This window comes from Pelagibius sp., assembly GCF_028289705.1.
GTDB lineage: Bacteria > Pseudomonadota > Alphaproteobacteria > Kiloniellales > Kiloniellaceae > Pelagibius.
Map to the genome: position 1 here is coordinate 129,845 of NZ_JANQOI010000087.1, position 17,524 is coordinate 147,368.

15 protein-coding genes are annotated in these 17,524 nt (G+C 65.7%); 6 read left to right on the plus strand and 9 right to left on the minus strand.

All coding sequences use genetic code 11. The features are described from left to right. Positions 1 to 221 precede the first annotated feature (221 nt). Genes Q0996_RS11285 through Q0996_RS11295 form a run of 3 tightly spaced genes read left to right on the plus strand, consistent with a single transcriptional unit; the run spans position 222 to position 5,196 of the window. Positions 222 to 2,639, plus strand: a complete 2,418-nt coding sequence (locus Q0996_RS11285; protein ID WP_299619183.1) for an FAD-dependent oxidoreductase — start codon at positions 222 to 224, stop codon at positions 2,637 to 2,639. A gap of 33 nt (positions 2,640 to 2,672) precedes the next feature. Continuing rightward, entirely contained in the window at positions 2,673 to 3,980 is a 1,308-nt protein-coding gene (gene hisD / locus Q0996_RS11290) for a histidinol dehydrogenase (protein ID WP_299619186.1), read from the plus strand. 10 nt (positions 3,981 to 3,990) lie between these two features. Continuing rightward, the gene (locus Q0996_RS11295) at positions 3,991 to 5,196 is read left to right on the plus strand and encodes a DegT/DnrJ/EryC1/StrS aminotransferase family protein (RefSeq protein WP_299619189.1); all 1,206 of its coding nucleotides are present in this window, start codon (positions 3,991 to 3,993) and stop codon (positions 5,194 to 5,196) included. A gap of 48 nt (positions 5,197 to 5,244) precedes the next feature. Here the strand turns inward: Q0996_RS11295 and Q0996_RS11300 are convergent, their stop codons facing one another. The 8 genes from Q0996_RS11300 to Q0996_RS11335 all read right to left on the minus strand — a co-directional run bounded on the left by Q0996_RS11300 (position 5,245) and on the right by Q0996_RS11335 (position 13,760). Further along, positions 5,245 to 6,834: a S41 family peptidase gene (locus tag Q0996_RS11300; protein WP_299619192.1), complete on the minus strand. Its 1,590-nt coding sequence runs from the start codon at positions 6,832 to 6,834 to the stop codon at positions 5,245 to 5,247. Positions 6,835 to 6,939: 105 nt separating this feature from the next. Beyond that, positions 6,940 to 7,674, minus strand: a complete 735-nt coding sequence (locus tag Q0996_RS11305) for a gamma-glutamyl-gamma-aminobutyrate hydrolase family protein (RefSeq protein ID WP_299619195.1) — start codon at positions 7,672 to 7,674, stop codon at positions 6,940 to 6,942. Next, on the minus strand, positions 7,671 to 8,318 hold the full coding sequence (locus Q0996_RS11310) for an isochorismatase family cysteine hydrolase (RefSeq protein ID WP_299619198.1): 648 nt from the start codon (positions 8,316 to 8,318) through the stop codon (positions 7,671 to 7,673). The genes Q0996_RS11305 and Q0996_RS11310 overlap by 4 nt, the downstream gene beginning before the upstream one ends. A 2-nt stretch (positions 8,319 to 8,320) precedes the next feature. After that, positions 8,321 to 9,352 carry an isopenicillin N synthase family oxygenase gene (locus tag Q0996_RS11315; protein WP_299619201.1) on the minus strand — a complete coding sequence of 344 codons (1,032 nt, stop codon included), beginning with the start codon at positions 9,350 to 9,352 and terminating at the stop codon, positions 8,321 to 8,323. 32 nt (positions 9,353 to 9,384) lie between these two features. Continuing rightward, positions 9,385 to 10,191, minus strand: coding sequence for an ABC transporter permease (locus tag Q0996_RS11320; RefSeq protein ID WP_299619204.1), 807 nt, complete (start codon positions 10,189 to 10,191; stop codon positions 9,385 to 9,387). Next, on the minus strand, positions 10,184 to 11,092 hold the full coding sequence (locus Q0996_RS11325) for an ABC transporter permease (protein WP_299619207.1): 909 nt from the start codon (positions 11,090 to 11,092) through the stop codon (positions 10,184 to 10,186). The genes Q0996_RS11320 and Q0996_RS11325 overlap by 8 nt, the downstream gene beginning before the upstream one ends. Positions 11,093 to 11,453: 361 nt before the next feature. Continuing rightward, on the minus strand, positions 11,454 to 12,611 hold the full coding sequence (locus Q0996_RS11330) for an ABC transporter ATP-binding protein (RefSeq protein ID WP_299619210.1): 1,158 nt from the start codon (positions 12,609 to 12,611) through the stop codon (positions 11,454 to 11,456). 6 nt (positions 12,612 to 12,617) lie between these two features. Then, positions 12,618 to 13,760, minus strand: a complete 1,143-nt coding sequence (locus Q0996_RS11335) for a PotD/PotF family extracellular solute-binding protein (RefSeq protein WP_299619213.1) — start codon at positions 13,758 to 13,760, stop codon at positions 12,618 to 12,620. Positions 13,761 to 13,985: 225 nt separating this feature from the next. Here Q0996_RS11335 and Q0996_RS11340 point away from each other — a divergent pair, with 225 nt between their 5' ends. The 3 genes from Q0996_RS11340 to Q0996_RS11350 all read left to right on the plus strand — a co-directional run bounded on the left by Q0996_RS11340 (position 13,986) and on the right by Q0996_RS11350 (position 16,631). Next, positions 13,986 to 14,678: a 4-hydroxythreonine-4-phosphate dehydrogenase gene (locus tag Q0996_RS11340; protein ID WP_299619216.1), complete on the plus strand. Its 693-nt coding sequence runs from the start codon at positions 13,986 to 13,988 to the stop codon at positions 14,676 to 14,678. Continuing rightward, on the plus strand, positions 14,675 to 15,517 hold the full coding sequence (locus Q0996_RS11345) for a DeoR/GlpR family DNA-binding transcription regulator (protein WP_299619219.1): 843 nt from the start codon (positions 14,675 to 14,677) through the stop codon (positions 15,515 to 15,517). The genes Q0996_RS11340 and Q0996_RS11345 overlap by 4 nt, the downstream gene beginning before the upstream one ends. Positions 15,518 to 15,749: 232 nt before the next feature. Beyond that, positions 15,750 to 16,631 (plus strand): class I SAM-dependent methyltransferase, encoded by an 882-nt coding sequence (locus Q0996_RS11350; protein WP_299619222.1) that lies wholly within the window; start codon positions 15,750 to 15,752, stop codon positions 16,629 to 16,631. A 54-nt stretch (positions 16,632 to 16,685) separates the two neighbouring features. Here Q0996_RS11350 and Q0996_RS11355 read toward each other — a convergent pair whose 3' ends face one another. Then, the gene (locus Q0996_RS11355) at positions 16,686 to 17,453 is read right to left on the minus strand and encodes a glucose 1-dehydrogenase (protein WP_299619225.1); all 768 of its coding nucleotides are present in this window, start codon (positions 17,451 to 17,453) and stop codon (positions 16,686 to 16,688) included. Positions 17,454 to 17,524 lie beyond the last annotated feature (71 nt).

Consider the following 17,524-nt stretch of genomic DNA (forward strand, 5'->3'; position numbering starts at 1 on the left):
GAGGGGCGCCTTCCGAATTCGAGTATCTTGCGGATTTGTCATATTTGACAGTGATTTAATGGCCTCATCCCTGGCGCCTGGAGGACGTATTTCGGCCTTTAGGCGGCCGGAAGGGGCGCCGCGTCTTGAAGCCGACAAAGGCGCAGAGCTAGCGTCATGACAAGCATCTAGGAACCGCTTCTGACGTTGGGGATGCATCACAGGGAGGCAGTGAAAACACCGTGAAGAGCCATGCGCGTGTTGTGGTGATCGGCGGCGGCATCGGCGGCTGCAGCACTCTCTATCATCTCACCAAGGAAGGCTGGAGCGACGTCGTCCTCGTCGAGCGGGACGAACTGACGTCGGGCTCAACCTGGCATGCGGCGGCCCAGGTGACCCAGTTCGGGGCCATCCAGGTGACGGTCGGTCTGAAGCGCTATAGCTGCAAGCTCTACGCCGAACTGGCCGCCGATCCCGAGCATCCCATCAACTATCACATCACCGGCGGCATCCGCCTGGCCCACAGCCAGGACCACATCGACGGCTACAACCACTTCATCGGCCTGGCCAAGGGCATGGGCGTCGACTTCGAGCTGCTGGCGCCGGAGGAATGCGGCCTGCGCCATCCCCTGATGGCGACCCACGGTCTGATGGGTGGCCTCTGGGACCCGGTCGACGGTGATATCGATCCCAGCCAGTTGACCCAGGCGCTGGCCCGCGGTGCCCGCAAGGCCGGTGCGGAGATCTATCGCTTCAACCCGGTGGAGGCCATCGACCGCCAGCCGAACGGCGAGTGGGTTGTGCACACCAAAAACGGCGACATCACCTGCGAGATCGTGGTCAACGCCACCGGCTATCGGGTGAACGAGGTCGGCGCCATGTTGGGCGTCGAGCACCCCGTGATGTCCATGGAGCACCAGTACTTCCTGACCGAGCCCATCGAGACCCTGGAGGGCATGAACCGCCGTGTGCCGATCATCCGCGACCCCGGCGACGACTTCTATAGCCGCCAGGAGAAGCACGGTCTCTTGGTCGGCATTTATGAGCAGGATTGCCGCACCTGGGGTATGGACGGCATCGATCCCAGCTTCACCATGGAGCTCTGCCCCAACGACCTGGACCGGTTGCTCGACAATATGGAGCGGGTCTTCGAGCGGCTGCCGGCGCTGACCGAGACCGGCATCACCTCTATCGTCAACGGGCCCATCACCTACACCGCCGACGGCCTGCCGCTGATCGGCAAGATCCCGGGGCTGCGGAACGCCTATGCCTGCCTCGGCCTGCGCGCGGGCATCGGCGAGGGCGGCGGCCACGGCAAGCTGCTGGCGGAGATGATCGTGCACGGCGAGGCGGAGTGGGATACCTGGCCCCTGGACCCGCGCCGCTTCTTGCGCCACGCCGATACCGAGTACACGGCGCTGAAAGCCATCGAGGACTACCAGAACGAGTTCCGCTTTCACATGCCCCATGAGGAGCGGCCGGCCGGGCGCCCCGCCAAGACCACGCCGCTCTATCCGGTGCTGGCCGCCAAGGGGGCCGAGTTCGGCAGCGTCGCCGGCTGGGAACGGGCGCTCTACTTCAAGCCGCAGCCGGACTTCGAGCACGTGCCCAGCTTCCGCTTTGCCGCCTGGCACGAGGTGGTGGCCGAAGAGGTGAAAGCGGTGCACGAGCGGGTCGGGCTGATGGAGGTCTCCGGCTTCAACCGGATCGAGGTGTCCGGGCCGGGCGCGGCGGACTGGCTGGACGGGCTGACCTGCAGCCGCATCCCTTCGGCGCCTGGCCGCGTCTCCCTCTGCTATTTCCTCAATCACAAGGGGCACGTGGCCGGGGAGGCGACCCTGGCGCGGCTCGGGGAGGACCGCTTCTGGTTCGGCTCGGCCGCCGCGGCCGACTGGCACGACTGGGACTGGCTGAGCGAGCGCCTGCCGGAGAGCGGGGTCTCTCTGCGCAGCCTGACCGCCAGTCACACCATCCTGGTGGTGGCCGGTCCGCGCGCCCGCGATCTCCTGGCCCAGGTGGCGCCGCGCAGCGACTGGAGCAACGCGGCCTTTCCCTGGATGGGGGTCAGGGCGGTGCGTATCGGCCATGCCGAGGCGGTCGCCATGCGCGTCAGCTTCTCCGGCGAGCTGGCCTGGGAACTGCACATCCCCAACGAACAGCTCTACCTCGCCCACCGCTGCCTGGAGCAGGCGGGGGAGGATTTTGGGTTGCGTCCCTTCGGTCTCTACGCCACCGAGTCCATGCGGCTCGAGAAGTGCTACCGCCATTGGAAGGCGGATCTGCTCACCGAGTTCACGCCCTTCGAGTCCTCGCTGGATCGCTTTGTGAAGATGGACAAGGCCGGCTTCGAAGGCCGGGCGGCGCTGCTCAACGGCGCCGGCGGTCCGCCGCGCCAGCGCTTTGTGCCGCTGGTGGTGGACTGCGACTTCGCCGCCGCCCACGGCGGGGACCCGATCTTTCTGGGTGAGCGGCTGGTGGGTACGGTAACGTCGGGCGGCTACGGTCATCGCTGTGGGCAGAACATCGCCCTGGGCTTCGTCGACGCCGATCTGGCGGACGTCGGCGGAGAGCTGGAGGTCTCGATCATCGGTGAACGGCATCGGGCCAAGATTGCCCGCGAACCGCTGTTTGACCCGGACAACGAACGCGTGCGCGGTTAGGCAATCCCCATAGGGGCAGGAGAAAAGACGTCGATGGAGTACATCAAAAAGGCTGAAGCGAACCCGGAGGAGGAGGACCGCCGGGTCCAGGCGGCTGTCGCCGAAATCCTGGCCGACATCGAAGCCCGCGGCGAAGCGGCGGTGCGCGACTACGCGCGCAAGTTCGATGGCTGGGAGGCGGACTTCGTGCTTTCCGAGGAGAAGAAGCGGGGGATCATCGCGGGCGTGTCCGATCAGGTGAAGGCGGATATCGCGTTCGCCCATAAACAGGTTCGCGGGTTCGCCGAGGCCCAGAAGGCCAGCCTGCTGGAGTTTTGCCTGGAAACCGCGCCCGGCGTGCGCCTCGGCCAGAAGGTGCTGCCGATGGACGCGGCGGGCTGCTATGTGCCCGGCGGACGCTACGCCCATGCCGCTTCGGCCATCATGTCGGTATCCACGGCCAAGGTCGCGGGCGTGCCGCAGATCGCCGCCTGTTCGCCGCCGCGCGGCGAGTCCATCAACCCCGCCGTCATCTACGCCATGGATCTCGCCGGGGCGGACATCATCCTCGAGATGGGCGGTGTCCACGCCGTGGCCACCATGGCCTACGGCCTTTTCGGGTGCGAACCGGCGGACATCCTGGTGGGGCCGGGCAACGCCTATGTGGCCGAGGCCAAACGCCTGCTGTTCGGGCGCTGCGGCATCGACGTCATCGCGGGACCGACCGAGTCGGCCATCATCGCCGACGAGAGCGCCGACCCCATGACCATCGCCGTGGACCTGGTGTCCCAGGCCGAGCACGGCCTGACCTCGCCGGTGTGGTTCATGACCACCTCGCGGGAGTTGGCGGAAACGGTGAACCGCATCATGCCGCGGGTCGGCGAGGACATGCCCAACGCCGAGGTGGTGCTGACCGCCTGGCGCGATCACGGCGAGATCGTGCTCTGCGAGGACCGCGCGGAAACCTGCCGCATCTCCGACCGTTACGCGCCGGAGCATCTGCAGGTCATCGCCGCCGACCTGCCCTGGTGGCGGGACAACCTGCGCAACTACGGCTCGCTCTTCCTGGGCGAGGGGGCGACGGTGACCCATGGCGACAAGTGCTCGGGCACCAACCACATTCTGCCCACCGGCCGTGCGGCGCGCTATTCCGGCGGCCTGAACGTGCAGAAGTTCCTCAAGGTGCTGACCTATCAGGAGATCGACGAGCAGGCCAACAAGGTGTTCTCCGCCGCCGGCTCGCGGATTTCCCGGACCGAGGGCATGGAGGGCCATGCGCGGGCCTGCGATTGGCGCCTGCGCAAGTACTTCCCTGGCGAGAACTGGAGCTTCGAAGTTTACGATCAGCAGCGCTACGACTGAGGACAGGGAGATGAAGCGCTTCACGAAGTCCTTCACCCAGCAGGAGCCCATCTCCGAGACGGCGGTCGAGCGCGCGGTGGCGGTGATGCGCTCCGGCCGGCTGCACCGCTACAATATCGATCCCGGCGAGATCTCCGAGGTTGCGGCCCTGGAAGAGGAATACGCCGCTTTTCAGGGGATCCGCTATTGCCTGGCCTGTGCCTCGGGCGGCTATGGCATGCAGGTGGCGCTGCGGGCGGCGGGCGTGAAGCCCGGCGACAAGGTGCTGGCCAACGCCTACACCCTGGCGCCGGTGCCCGGCGCGATCCACAGCATCGGCGGCCGGGCGGTGCTGGTGGAGATCGACGATCACTATCACATCGACCTGGGCGACCTGGGCCGCAAGGCGGAGGCCAGCGGCGCCCGTATCCTGCTGCTGTCCCACATGCGCGGCCACATCGCCGACATGGACCGTCTGATGGCGGTCTGCGACAAATTCGGCGTCACAGTAATCGAAGACTGCGCCCACACCATGGGGGGCCGCTGGCGAGGCACCCGCTCCGGCAACTTCGGCAAGGTCGCCTGCTTCTCGACACAGACGTATAAGCACATCAACTCCGGCGAAGGCGGTTTCATCACCACCGATGACCCGGAGCTCGCCGCGCGGGCGGTGGTGCTCTCCGGGTCCTACATGCTTTACGGCCGCAATGGCGCTATCCCGGACGAGGAGGTCTTCCACCGCGTGCGCCTGGACGTGCCCAACTGCAGCGGGCGCATGGACAACCTGCGCGCCGCCATCCTGCGCCCGCAACTGGCTGCGCTGGACGAGGCGGTGGAGCGTTGGAATGCCCGCTACGACCTCCTCGCGGAGGGGTTCCGCGCCGTGCCCGGCCTGCGGGTGCCGGCGCGCGATCCTCGGGAACACTATGTCGGCAGTTCCATCCAGTTCTTTGCCGAGGGCCTGCGCCGCGAAGCCATCCCGCAGTTCCTGGAGAACTGCGCGGCGCGCGGCGTGGAACTGAAGTGGTTCGGCGACGCCGAGCCCAAGGGCTTCACCAGTCGCTACGACAGCTGGCGCTATCTCGGCGAGCAGCCGGACCTGCCGCAAACTCTCGCGGTGCTGGACAAGACTTGCGACATGCGCGTGCCGCTCACCTTCGACCTTGACGACTGCCGCCTGATCGTGGAGATCGTCGGCGAGGAAGTGGCCCGTCTGCGCAGCGACCAGGCGGCATAAACTGCTCGGGCGTCTTCCACTTACGTAGAATCGGTGGCGGCCCGGGCCCTACCTAAGATCTGCTTCGAGAATCGCTGCGTAGAGCGCCGGGTCTTCGAGGATAGCCTCGGCAAGTCTTATGTCTTTATCGTCCTGGCCGATTTCCGGTGGGCATTGATCGCGATGGGCCTGCAATGCAGCGCTGTCACTATCGTCGATCTTCCGCGTCCGGGTCGCGTGATCGATATGACCCTCCCCCATCTTAAGCTGTGTGATGGCAGCTTCGCCGCTGTCCAGAGCGGCGCTACAGATCATCGGCAGGGCTCCCCGCTTGTCCATCGTGTAGTCGCTTGAGGTCTTGATCTCATTTCCTCGGTGGACGAACAACGCGCCGTTCCCGAGTGAGAGAGGCCATTCGTAGTACCCAGTTCCCCTTGTCACGCTTCCGATCACGATTCCACGTCCGGAATCGGCAAACTCCGCTACCAAGGGCTCGGCGCCATTGGAGGTGTTGCCATTCGCGAGGACGACCAGAGGGATTTCGGAGTTCTCCAGCGCTTTGCGTGCAGCAAAGCGTTCGCGCGGGGAGGTCTTTTGCTCCTCCTGATCATAGTAACGCGTGCTGTCATTGTAGAAGACATCGTGAAGCAAAGCGGTCGCAAAGGGATTCGCAATAGCGGTCCCGCGGAGGTCGAGGATGATGCCTGACATATCCTCCTGGCCCAACTCCGGCAGTTCGGCGGTTTCGTCCTTGATGTGCGCCTTCAGGGTTTCCAACGTCTTCTTGCTAATCGCGCTGACTTGGATGTAGAGCACGCCATCCCTTTGCTGCATCACGGGCATATCCAGGTTCTGATGCGTCCGTTGCAGTGTAATGGTGCGCGATTGCGTGGAACCGGCACTGCGGACCGTGACGTTAAGTTCACTGCCCGTCGGCCCCACGAGTTGCATCGCCAGCGGAATGCCCTCGTAGTTGCCGGCTGGCTTGCCGTCAATTGCCAGGACTTGATCGCCGGGCTTGAGTCCCGCCTGCTCAGCATCCGATTGGCGCCTGACCTGCGCGATCTCTGTCAAATCGTTTGCCGGCTGCATACGAAAGCCGGGAATTGCCCAGTAATCCTGTTTCCACGAATAGTCCAGGTATTCCCGCAATGGATCACCGCCTGCGAGGCCGACCGCCTTCAAGTCCTGGCGCGATACATAGCCGATTTCGCGATCGAGACTCGCCGCGGCGGCTGCCAGCACAAGGTCGGTGATCTCGATCCAGGAGGCACTGGCCACGTTCGGAGAGGCCCCTTTCAATGCCCATACCGAATTCCTTGTCACGGCGGCCCAGCCGTCTGCTGCATACCAAGCCGGTTGGTCAAACCTGTAGATGACCTCGTCGCGGAGCACGACTTCCGCGAAGCGGCCATCGACAGAAACACGCATGTCCGGCTCCAACTCGCGGAGGCTTTCGATGGCTGGGAGAACAATGTCTTCGAGGCGAACTCCGTCTTTCCTGTGGGTTTCATAGAGGTAGTCGAAGGAAGTACGAAGGGTGCGCGTCGTGTCGGTTTGCGTGGGGGCATCGAGGTTGGGTCTGGGAACCGCGCAGGCCTGTAGCAGAACCAGCAGGCATAGCGCCTTGAAAACTCCAATCTGCCGCAAGCGAGCCATTCCACATCCCTAGAGTTTTGGGTTCTCTAGAGTTCGCAAATTCTCGTTACGGTTTCAAGGCATTTGCAGCGCACAGCTTATCGGGTTGGCGAATGGGGCCTGGATCTACCCGTAGACCGCCTCGGAAAATGCGCGGAACAGGCGGGTGGAGAAGTCGTTTTCCAGGGGCTTGTATTCGGGGTGCCATTGGACGCCGAGGGCGAAGGCCTTGGCGCCGGTCACCGAGACGGCTTCCGGCGTGCCGTCGGGGGCCAGCCCCTCGATCTCCAGGCCCGCCGCCGGGCGGTCGATGCCCTGGGCGTGAAGAGAGTTGACCTCGATCTCGGTGGCGCCGGCGATCTTGGCAAACTGTCCATCCGGCGTGAAAGTCATGCCGTGGCGCAGGCCGTAGCGCACGTCCGGGTCGTCGTGCTTGGGCATGCGGTGATCCATGCGGCCCTCCACCTCATGCACGCAGGCATGGAGGGTGCCCCCCAGGGCGGCGTTCAGTTCCTGAAAGCCGCGGCAGACGAAAAGACTCGGCAGCCCACGGCCCAGCGCCGCGTCGATCAGGGCAAAGGTCATGGCGTCACGCGCCTCGTCGTAGGGCTCGGCCTTCTCGTGGGCGTCCTGCCCGTAGCGGCTGGGATGCACGTTGGAGGGGCTGCCGGTGAACAGCAGGCCGTCGAGCACGCCCAACATGTCGTCCAGGTCCTGGCTTTCGGCCATGGCGGGAACGATCAGCGGCGTGCAGCCCGAGACCTCCCAGACCGCGCGGGCATACTTGTCGCCGAGAACGTGGTAGCGGGCGTTGTCGTAGGTGCGAAAGTCGGCGGTGATGCCGACGAGGGGGCGTCTCATGCGGCCGAGGCGCCGCGCGCGCCCATCTCGTCCAACAACTCGGCGGTTTCGGCGATACGGGCGTAGCCCTTCATCACCGCGAGGCTGGCGGTCTCTTCCTCGGGCGACTTGGTCGCGCAGGCATCGGCCACCATGGTGACCAGAAAGCCGCGGTCGGCGGCATCGCGCACGGCGGACTCCACGCACTGGTTGGTCAGAACGCCGAAGATGGCCAGCCGCTCGACCCCCAGGTTGCGCAGGACGTATTCGATGTTGGTGGCGTTGAAGATGCCCGAGGCGGACTTGGGCAGCAGGATTTCGTCGTCGGCCGGGGCAAGCGCCGGCATCACCTGGCCGCCCTCCGAGCCTTTTGGAATGAGGATGTTGCAGCGCTTGTGGTCGAGGCTGCGGTCGCGTCCGTCCAGGGTCAGCGCCTCGATCACGGTGTAGAGCACCTCGATCTTCGCGCGCCGGGCCGCCGCGATCAGGCGCTCGGCATTGGGCAGCACGATCCCGTCGAGCCGATCCCAGTAGTGCGCGGTTTCCGGCTGGCCCAGTTTCTCGGCCAGCGCCCGCTCGCAGAAGCCGCGCTGCAGGTCGACGACCAGCAGAGCCGCGTTTTCCGCCTGCAGCGTGAAGTCCGCTGTGCTGGTGGTCCCGGCCATCGCTAGCTGTTCCCGGTCTTGTCCCGGTGATAGTCGAAGGTCGCGTTGATCATGTCCAGCAGGTGCTGACCGCTGGTGGTCGGCGGAAAGCGGGCCGGGCGTTCCGGTCCGACGCAGCCCGGCAGCGCTTCCACCCTGGCGCTGAAATTGGGATCGAAGAAGAAGGGAATGGAGTAGCGCTCGGCGCCGGAGACGTTGATCACCCGGTGTTGGGTGGAGGCGAAGAGGTTGTTGGTCCAGCGCGCCATCATATCGCCGATGTTGATGACGAAGGTGCCGGGCAGGGGCGGCGCGTCGATCCACACCCCGGCGGCGTTCTTCACCTGCAGACCGCCGTTGGCATCCTGGGCCAGGATGGTCAGGCAGCCGAAGTCGGTATGGGCGCCGGCGCCGATCTGGTCTTCGGTGATGGAGCCCTGCTGCGGCGGATAGTGCAGGGGCCCCAGGGTGGTCATGGGGTCGGTCAGGTCGCGGTCGAAGTGGCACTCGTCCAGCTCCAGCGCCAGGGCGAAGGCGTGCATGATCTGACGGCCGAGGCCGGTGACGGCATCGAAGTAGGACTGCATGGCGCCCTGCCAGCCGGGCAGGTCGACGGGCCAGAGGTTGGGGCCGTGCAGGGGCAGGCCGGCGCGGACCAGCGGATGGTCCTCGGCCAGGTCGCGGCCGATCTTGATGCCTTCCTTCAGGTCGCCCTCGGCGATCTGCTTGTCCGGATCGAGGTTCTCGCCGCCCAGCTTGAAGTAGCCGCGGTGGCAGGGCGATTTCTCGATGTCGATGGCCAGCTTGGCCTCCAGCGGCTGGTCGAAGAAACGCTTGGCCTCCGCGAAGGTGCGCTCCAGCAGTGCCGGTTCGACGCCATGGTTGGAAAGATAGAAGAAGCCGATGTTGCAGCAGGCCTCGCCGATTTCCCGCGCGACGCTTTGCCGGGTGGCGAGATTGCCCGTGAGAAAGGGCCCGAAGTCGATGACCGGGATCTTCTCCAGGGGCACCCGTTCGCCTCGCAGGTTCCGGTGCAGCTCTACAGTCGCGCTCATAACCTTCCTCTCAAGACCTCGCTCTTAGGGCTCTACCTCTCCTGCCGGCGCCGCATCACGATCCAGGTGCCGTAGCCCAGGATCAGGATCAGGGCCGCGCCGGTGGTGGTGAGGGCACCCAGGGTCGGCACCAGCGGCGTGTAGCCGGACACCATCTTGGCGTAGAGCCATTCGGGCACGGTCTGGTCGGCGCCGGTGGTGAAGAGGGAGAGGGGGAAGTTCCCCCAGGACAGCAGAAAGGCGAACAACCCGCCGGAGACGACCCCCGGCCAGAGCACCGGCAGAGTGACCTCCTTCAAGGTCTGCCAGCGGGTTGCGCCGAGATCGAAGGCGGCCTCCTCCAAGGCGGGGTCGAACGAATAAGCCTGGATAGAGATGACAAGAGTCACGATCGGCACGATCCATACCAGATGTGCGATCACCGCCGTCCGCCAGTCGGGAATGATCCCCACCGACGAAAACCAGATCAAGAGGGCCAGGCCCAGCACGGCCTGGGGAAAGAAGATGGGCAGCAGCACGAGGCGCTGATAGAGGCGCCGGCCGCGCCACTGGAAGCGCGCGAAGGCGAGGGCGCCGAAGAAAGCCAGCACCACGGAAATCAGAGCCACCAGCAGCGCGATGGTGAGCGAGGTGGAAACCAGATCGCGCACCGTGAGCGAGGTGAAGGCCTTTTCGTACCACTTGCTGTCGAAGGCCGGGACGGGAAAGCGGAAGTAGCGCTGCTTGGAAAAGGAGGCCAGGGCGACGCAAAGGATCGGCAGGTAGAGAAAGACGATCAAGGCGCCGGACCAGACCGCGATCAGGCCATGGGTGATGCGCTTCTTGCGGGCCTCAGTCATTGCCGCCGCGCCCCAGAATGCGGTCCAGGTCGACCCAGTTCAGCAGGGTCAGCACCAGGGTGCCGGAGAAAAGGATCAGGATGACGGAGAGCGCCGAGCCCAGGGGCCAGTTCTGCCCGAAGGTGAAGGCGGTTTCGATCTCGTCGGCGATCATGATCACCGCCTGTCCGCCGAGGATCTTGGACTCCGCCAGCGAGCCCAGGGAGAGGATGAAGGTCAGCAGGCCGCCGATCAGGATGCCAGGCATGGCCAGCGGCAACTCGATCTCCCGGAAGACCTGCCAGCGCGAGGCGCCCATGTCGAAGGCCGCCTCGGTCACTTCGCGGGAGACCATGGAGATGCCGAGCACCATGGGAAACAGCGTGAAGGGCAGATAGACGTAGACCAGCCCCAGGATGATGGCCGGCACGTCGTAGAGCATGCTCTCGGCATCGATGCCCAGCCAGGCCTTGAGGCCGCCCAGGAAAACGCCGCCCTTGATGAGGAACAGCACCCAGCCGAAGAGGCGGATGTTCTCGGAGACGAACAGCGGGATCACGACCGCCAGGGTCATCAGGTTGGCCCAGCGCCCGAAAAGCTTGGCCATGCCATAGGCGATGGGCCAGCAGATCAGCATCAGGAGCGCCACCGTCGCCAGCGCCAGGCCCAGGGACTTGGCGAAGGAGATATAGTAACTGCCGGAGAAGATGGCGAAGTAGTTCTCCAGGGTCGGCGGGAAGGTGAAGTCGAAGGTGCCTTCCGGCATGAAGGAGTAGCCGAGCACCGCCAGCAGCGGCGCGGCGAAGGCCAGCGCCAGAAAGATCAGCACCGGCAGGGCGGTCAGCAGGCCTGGACTGAGGCGCAGCCGCCCGCGCGCTGTCTGCGCATCGGCCTTCGACAGGCTCTGGCTGATGGTCGCCATGATCAGACCCTCTCCCCTCGCGGGAGAGGGAGGGGCCCGCGAAGCGGGAGGGTGAGGAGGCGGCTCTGCGCTCTCGGCTTACCCCTCACCCAGCTCCGGCTAAACTCGCTGCGCTCGCTAAGCCTGCGCATCCCTCTCCCACCAGGGGAGAGGAAAAAGATCGATGGCGAAGGGCGGTGACCGGCGACTCTCGAATCCCTCTCCCCTCGCGGGAGAGGGAGGGGCCCGCGCAGCGGGAGGGTGAGGGGGCTCTGCGCCCTCGGCTTCCCCCTCACCCAGCTTCGCGTAAGCGCGACCTGCGGTCCCGCTAACGCTGCGCAACCCTCTCCCGCAAGGGGAGAGGGAGATAGATGCTGAGGCGTCATTCCGGCGCCAGCACGCTGTCGCGTGCGTCCCAGCCGATGGTCACCCGATCGTCGAGGCGGCCCTCGTAGCGCTGCTCGCGGAGCTTCTCCACCAGGAAGACCTGTTCGCCGACGCGCACCTGATACTGGATGCGGCTGCCCAGGGCGTACTCGTTATAGAGCACCCCTTCGACCTGGTTTTCCGCCGTCTCGCCGGGGCCGAGGAAACGCAGGTACTCCGGGCGGATGACCAGATAGCCGCCGGCAACGTCCTCCATGACCTCCGGGCCCTGGAAGGTCGCGTCGAGCGCCGCGCAGTGGAGCCCGGCCCCGTTGGGCTTCACCTCCAGCACGTTCACCTCGCCCATGAACTCGGAGACGAAGCGGTTGGCGGGCCGCGAGTAGATCTCGTCCGGCGCGCCCACCTGCACCAGTTCGCCGGCGCGCATGATGCCGATGCGGTCCGACATCACCATGGCCTCTTCCAGGCTGTGGGTGATGTAGACGAAGGTCTTGCCGGTCTCCCGGTGGATGTCCTTCAGTTCCTTTTCGAGCGTCTTACGCAGGCGGAAGTCGATGGCCGAAAGGGGTTCGTCGAAGAACAGGATCTCCGGGTCGAAGGCGAGCGCCCGGGCGAGAGCGATGCGCTGGCGTTCGCCGCCGGAGCACTGGCTGACCTGCTTGCCGTAGTAGTCCTCCGGCAAGCGGAGTTGACGCATCAGCGCGTGGGCGCGCTCCCTCCGCTCGGCCGGCGGTACGCCGCGCATCTTCAGGGGGAACTCGATGTTCTGCCCGACCGAGCGGTGCGGGAAGAGAGCGAGGGACTGGAAGACCATGCAGGTCGGCCGGCGGTTGGCCGGTGTCTCGTTGATGCGCTGGCCGCGCAGCAGGATCTCGCCGCCGCTGGGATCCTCCAGCCCGGCCAGCATGCGCACGAGGGTGGTCTTGCCGGAGCCGGAAGGCCCGACAATGGTAAAAAACTCGCCCTCATGGATGGCGAGATCGATCTCCTTGACCGCCGCGAACTGCCCGAAGCGCTTCGACAGTTGCGACAGCCTCAGAATGGCGTCGGCCACACTTGCGTCCTCTTGTTGGCCGGATGACGGCGCGAGGCCGTGCAGCGTTGCGGCGGCCCCCAGGGAGCTCTCGCGCACAAGGGGGCCGCCTTCAGCCATTGCGGATCAAGCCTCGCGCTTGGCCTCATTATAGATCTTATCCATGACGTCGTAGTCCGGATTGATCTGATAGTCGACGGTATTCGACAGCTCCTCTTCCAGGCTGTCCCACTGAATGGCGTCCAGTTCCTCGGAGGAGAACTTCTCGAAGACCTTGGGATTGCCCATCTGGGTGACCGGATTGTAGGTGCCCTCGGCGAAGGCCACAGCGTGGCAGGCGTCCGGCTCGTGCACGTACTCCAGGAAGTCGTAGGCGAGCGGCGAGACCTGCGGGTTGTTGACCACCGAGGTGACCTCCACCCAGGTGATGCCGCCCTTGCCGCCGGCCAGCGGCCCCTTCTTCGGGGTGATGCCGCGGATATTCGTTTCGCCGTCGAGGCGGGCCGGGCTGGCGGTGTAGGTGCCGCCGGTGAGATAGAGATCGATTTCGCCGTTGATCAGCGCCAGGTTCATGGCCACCAGGTCGTCGGTCTTCAGCTTGGCGCCCTTGAACCAGGCCCGGGCGACCTTTTCGAAGGCGGCGATCTCGGCCTCGCTGTGCGGCACGAAGGGGTCGAGCCCGGCGCCGATGCACATGTGGTAGATGTTCCAGTTGTCGTAGGTGAGGATGCCGAACCTGCCGGCGTTGGAAGCCTCGTTGAAGAGGTTGAAGCCCTCGTCCTCGGCGGTGGCCCGGCTCACCTTGTCGGTGTTGACCACGAAGTTGAAGGGCCCGAAGCGCTGGATAATGCCCAGCAGGTTCGCGCCGTCCTCCGAGTAGCACCATTTATAGTTCTCGTTGAAGGGCGCCATCATCTCGGCGAAGAAGGGCTCGAAGCGCTCCTTCGGCAGCGGATTGATGAGCCCCTCCGGCCACATCTCGTCCCGCGCCCAGGGCTGGTTCACGTTGATCACGTCCCAGACGTTCACCTCGCCGGCGCGCAGCTTGTTGATCATGTCCGGGTCGGAGGTGCCGCTCTCGGCGGAGATGTCGCCCGAGGTCCTGCGGCGGAAGGGGTCGAGCACCTCGTCGGAGTTGTAACCCTCCCAGCAAAGGATGTTCAGCTCCTTCTCGCGGGCGGCAAAGGCCGGCGAGGCCAAGGGGCCGGCCAGCCCGAGGGCCCCGGCGGCCGCGGAATACCTCAACAGACTGCGACGGTCGAACTGCATGATCACGCTCCCCGTTTTCTTGTTGTGCCAGGGCCCGACGGGCCCAACGCAGCTTTCGGAAGATCGCCCGACGAAGGGATCCCCACTCAGATCATTTGATGAAAGTACCACGCGGAATTTGGTAATTCCAACATGATTTGTTGTACTCGCCACGAACTTGGGGCATAACCGAGGGGAGGCGTTGGCCGGAAGAAGCGCAAAGACTGGGAAGAGGGACAGCCCTAGATGACGCGACCCAATTCGCGACCGGCGATTGATTTCATCTTCATGTTCACCCGCGCGGATCAGACCGTTGAGGACTGTCTGGCGGTGTTCGATGTCGTCGCGTCGGCCGGTGTGAAGCACATGGGCTTTAAGGATGTCGGAACGGACTTTGAGACCCTGGTCGCCTTGAATCGGCGCATCCAGGATGCCGGCGCCACCAGCTACCTGGAGGTCGTCTCGACCACGCCGGAGGCCTGCCTGGACTCCGCGCGCGCGGCGCGGCGTATCGGGGTCGACATCGTCATGGGCGGGACCGATGCGGAGGGTATCCTGGCGGTGCTGGAGGGCAGCGGCATCGGCTATCTGCCGTTCCCCGGCCGTCCGGTGGGCCATCCGACGGCGCTGGGCGGCAGCGCCACCGACATCGAGGCCGACTGCCGCAAGTTCGAGTCCCTGGGCTGCGCCGGGGTGGACCTTCTGGCCTACCGGGCGACGGAGGCCGACCCCCTGGACCTGGTGAAAGCCGCCCGGCGCGCCACCCGCGGCACCCTGGTGGTGGCCGGCAGCGTCGACTCGCCGGACCGCATCCGCGCCCTGGCCGACGCCGGTGCCAATGCCTTCACCATCGGCTCAGCCGCCTTCGACGGCTCCTTCTCGCCGCGCAAGGGCGCCCTGGCCTCGCAGTTGGGGGACATCCTGGACGCCGCGGCATGACCATGGCGCTCAAGAGCGCTTCGGGTAAGGCCGGCGCGGCGAAGGGCACCACCGAAAAGGCGAGCGCGAAGAACGGCGACCGCCTGGACCGCGACGAGCGCCACCGCCGCATCATCGGCGAGCTGCAGTCCAACCCCACGGTGCGCATTTCCCATCTTGCCGAGGCCTTCGGGGTTTCGACCGAGACCGTGCGCCGCGACATCGACAACCTCTCCTCGCGCGGGCTGGTGGAGCGCACCTACGGCGGCGCTGCGGCGCCCATGGGGCGCGAACCCAGCGTGCGCGAGCGCAACACCGCCATGGTCGCCGAGCGCCAGCGCATCGCCGCCGTGGCCATTCAGGCCATCGCCCCGGGCGACGTGGTGATGATCGATTCCGGCGCCACCACCCACCACCTGGCCCAGCGCATCGCCGCCGAGGGCATCGAGGCCACGGTGATCACCAACGGCCTGGAGATCGCCGAGGAGCTGGGTGCCTCCGCCAACGTGCGGGTGATCCTCTGTCCGGGGGCCTATTCGGCCCACGAGAAGGGGGTCTACGGCCAGGACACCTGCGACTTCCTGGGGCGTTTCCACGCCAACGTCGCCTTTACCTCGGCCGGCGGCATCACCCAGGGCGGCGTGACCGACGTGGACTCCAACGCCTGCTGGATTAAGCGCGCCATGTTCAAGCGGGCCGAACGGCGCATCTTCATGATCGACCATGCCAAGTTCAACGTGCGGCTGCTGGAGATCGTCATGCCTCTGAGCGATCTCACCGACCTTGTGGTCGACAAGCCGCTGCCCGAAAACCTGGCGGAAGCCAGCAAGAACGCCGGCATCACCACGGTGGTGGCCTGAGGCAGCTTCCCGCTGCTGAAAATCCTGCGCTTCCCAGTGGTCCAATGTGAGAGTTGCAATCTGGGCGCAGATCCTTATCTGTAATCCCGCCGCAACCAAGCCATGGTCAGCCGCCGCCTTTTCGGCGGTGGGTCCAAGGCGGAACCTTCAAAAAAGTCGCCCGCACCGCAGGCCCCGATCCATCTTCGGAATCGGGTTCTGTATCGGTGGAGCAACGGTAAGGAACCAAGGCATGAGTGTTGCACAGGCGAGCGATCCGACCGATCCCGGCAAGGAGTTGGTCGATTTCTGGAACGAGATCCTCGTTCCCAAATTCACCCGTTTCAAACACATCCTGGTCGGCGGTCTGACCCACCACAGCGAGGCGATCTTTCCATCCTTGCCGGTGAAGCAGGGCGAGCGCGTGTTGGACGTCGGCTGCGGCTTCGGCGACACGGCGATCCAGCTCGCCCGGCGCGTCGGTCCGCAAGGCGCGGTCACCGGAATTGATTGCTGTGACGCCTTTCTGGAATTCGGCCGCAAGGATGCGGCGGCGGCCGGCCTGTCCAACGTCACCTTCATCGAAGGCGATGTCCAGAGCCATGCCTTCGAGCCGGTCCACGACTTCGTCTTCTCCCGCTTTGGGACCATGTTCTTCGAGAACCCGGTGGTCGGGCTGCGCAACATGCGCACGGCGCTGAAGCCCGGCGGCCTGATGACCATGATCGTGTGGCGGAGCATCGACGACAATCCCTGGCTCGGCCTGCCCAAGCAGGTCGTGCTGGAGTATCTACCGCAGCCGGGCGCGGACGCGCGCACCTGCGGCCCGGGGCCCTTTTCCATGGCCGATCGGGAGATGGTCACGGCGATGCTGAAGAGCGCGGGCTACGTCGATCCCGCGTTCAAGCGGGTCGACGCGCCGGTGCTGGTGGGCGCCACGACCCAGGACTCCATGGACTTCCAGTTGGCCCTGGGCCCGGCCGGAGAGGTGTTCCGCGAGGCGGGCGAACTGGCCGAGCAGCGGCGCGCCGAGATCGAGGCGGCCCTGAGCGAGGCGATCTCGGCCTACCAGACCGACGAGGGCATCGCCATGGCCTCGAGTTCCTGGGTGATCACCGCGGCCAATCCGGGCTGAACGGCGCTCCGGCGGGAGTCTTTGCCGGATCGATCTTAGCGGCGGGGACTGCGATCAGAGGCAGCGCCCGGCATCGACCGGCAGGGCACAGCCGGTCATCGCGCCGGCTTCGGCCGGCGACGACAGGAAGACGGCGGCCTGGCCGACATCCGCCGGCGTGATCAGCCGGCCCAGGGGCAGGCCCTCGGCAAAGCGGCGTTCATCGGCCTCGCTCCGCGTCCCGCCGGCGAACTCCGCCAGCATCGGCGTGTCGCCGATGGCGGGGAAGAGGCCGTTGACGCGAATGCGCTCGGGCGCAAGCTCTTGAGCCAGGGATTTCATCAGGTACAGAGCCGCCGCCTTGGCCATGCCGTAGCCGTAGAGCTGCGGCCGGGGCAGCAGGGCGATCCCGGAAACGGTGATCAGAATCGATGCGCCTTCGGCCCGCCGGCGCAGCGCCGGGATGGCCGTCTGGCAGGAATTCACCGCGCCGATGGCGTTGACCTCGAAGTGCTGGCGCAGAACGTCTGTCGAGGTGTCGAGGAAGGCGGCCGGGCGTTGGCCGATCCCGGCGTTGGCGACCATGATGTCAAGCGCGCCGAATTGCGCTTCGCAGGCTTCTACGGCAGCTTCGAGGCTCGCGCGATCGAGGACGTCGACCCGGACGGCGGCCGCCCTGGCGCCGTCAGCGCGGAGCGTCTCCGCCAGGGATTGCGCTTTCGCCTCGTCGATATCGGCGATCATCGCCGCCGCACCCTCCCGGACGAAGGCCTCGACGATGCCTTTGCCGAATCCGGAGGCCCCGCCGGTCACCACGGCGGCCATGCCTTCCAACCGACCCATACGATCTCTCCTCCGGGCGATGTCTTTGCATCCGGCAGTCTGCGGGGATTCGGGGGCGATGAGAAGTGCGC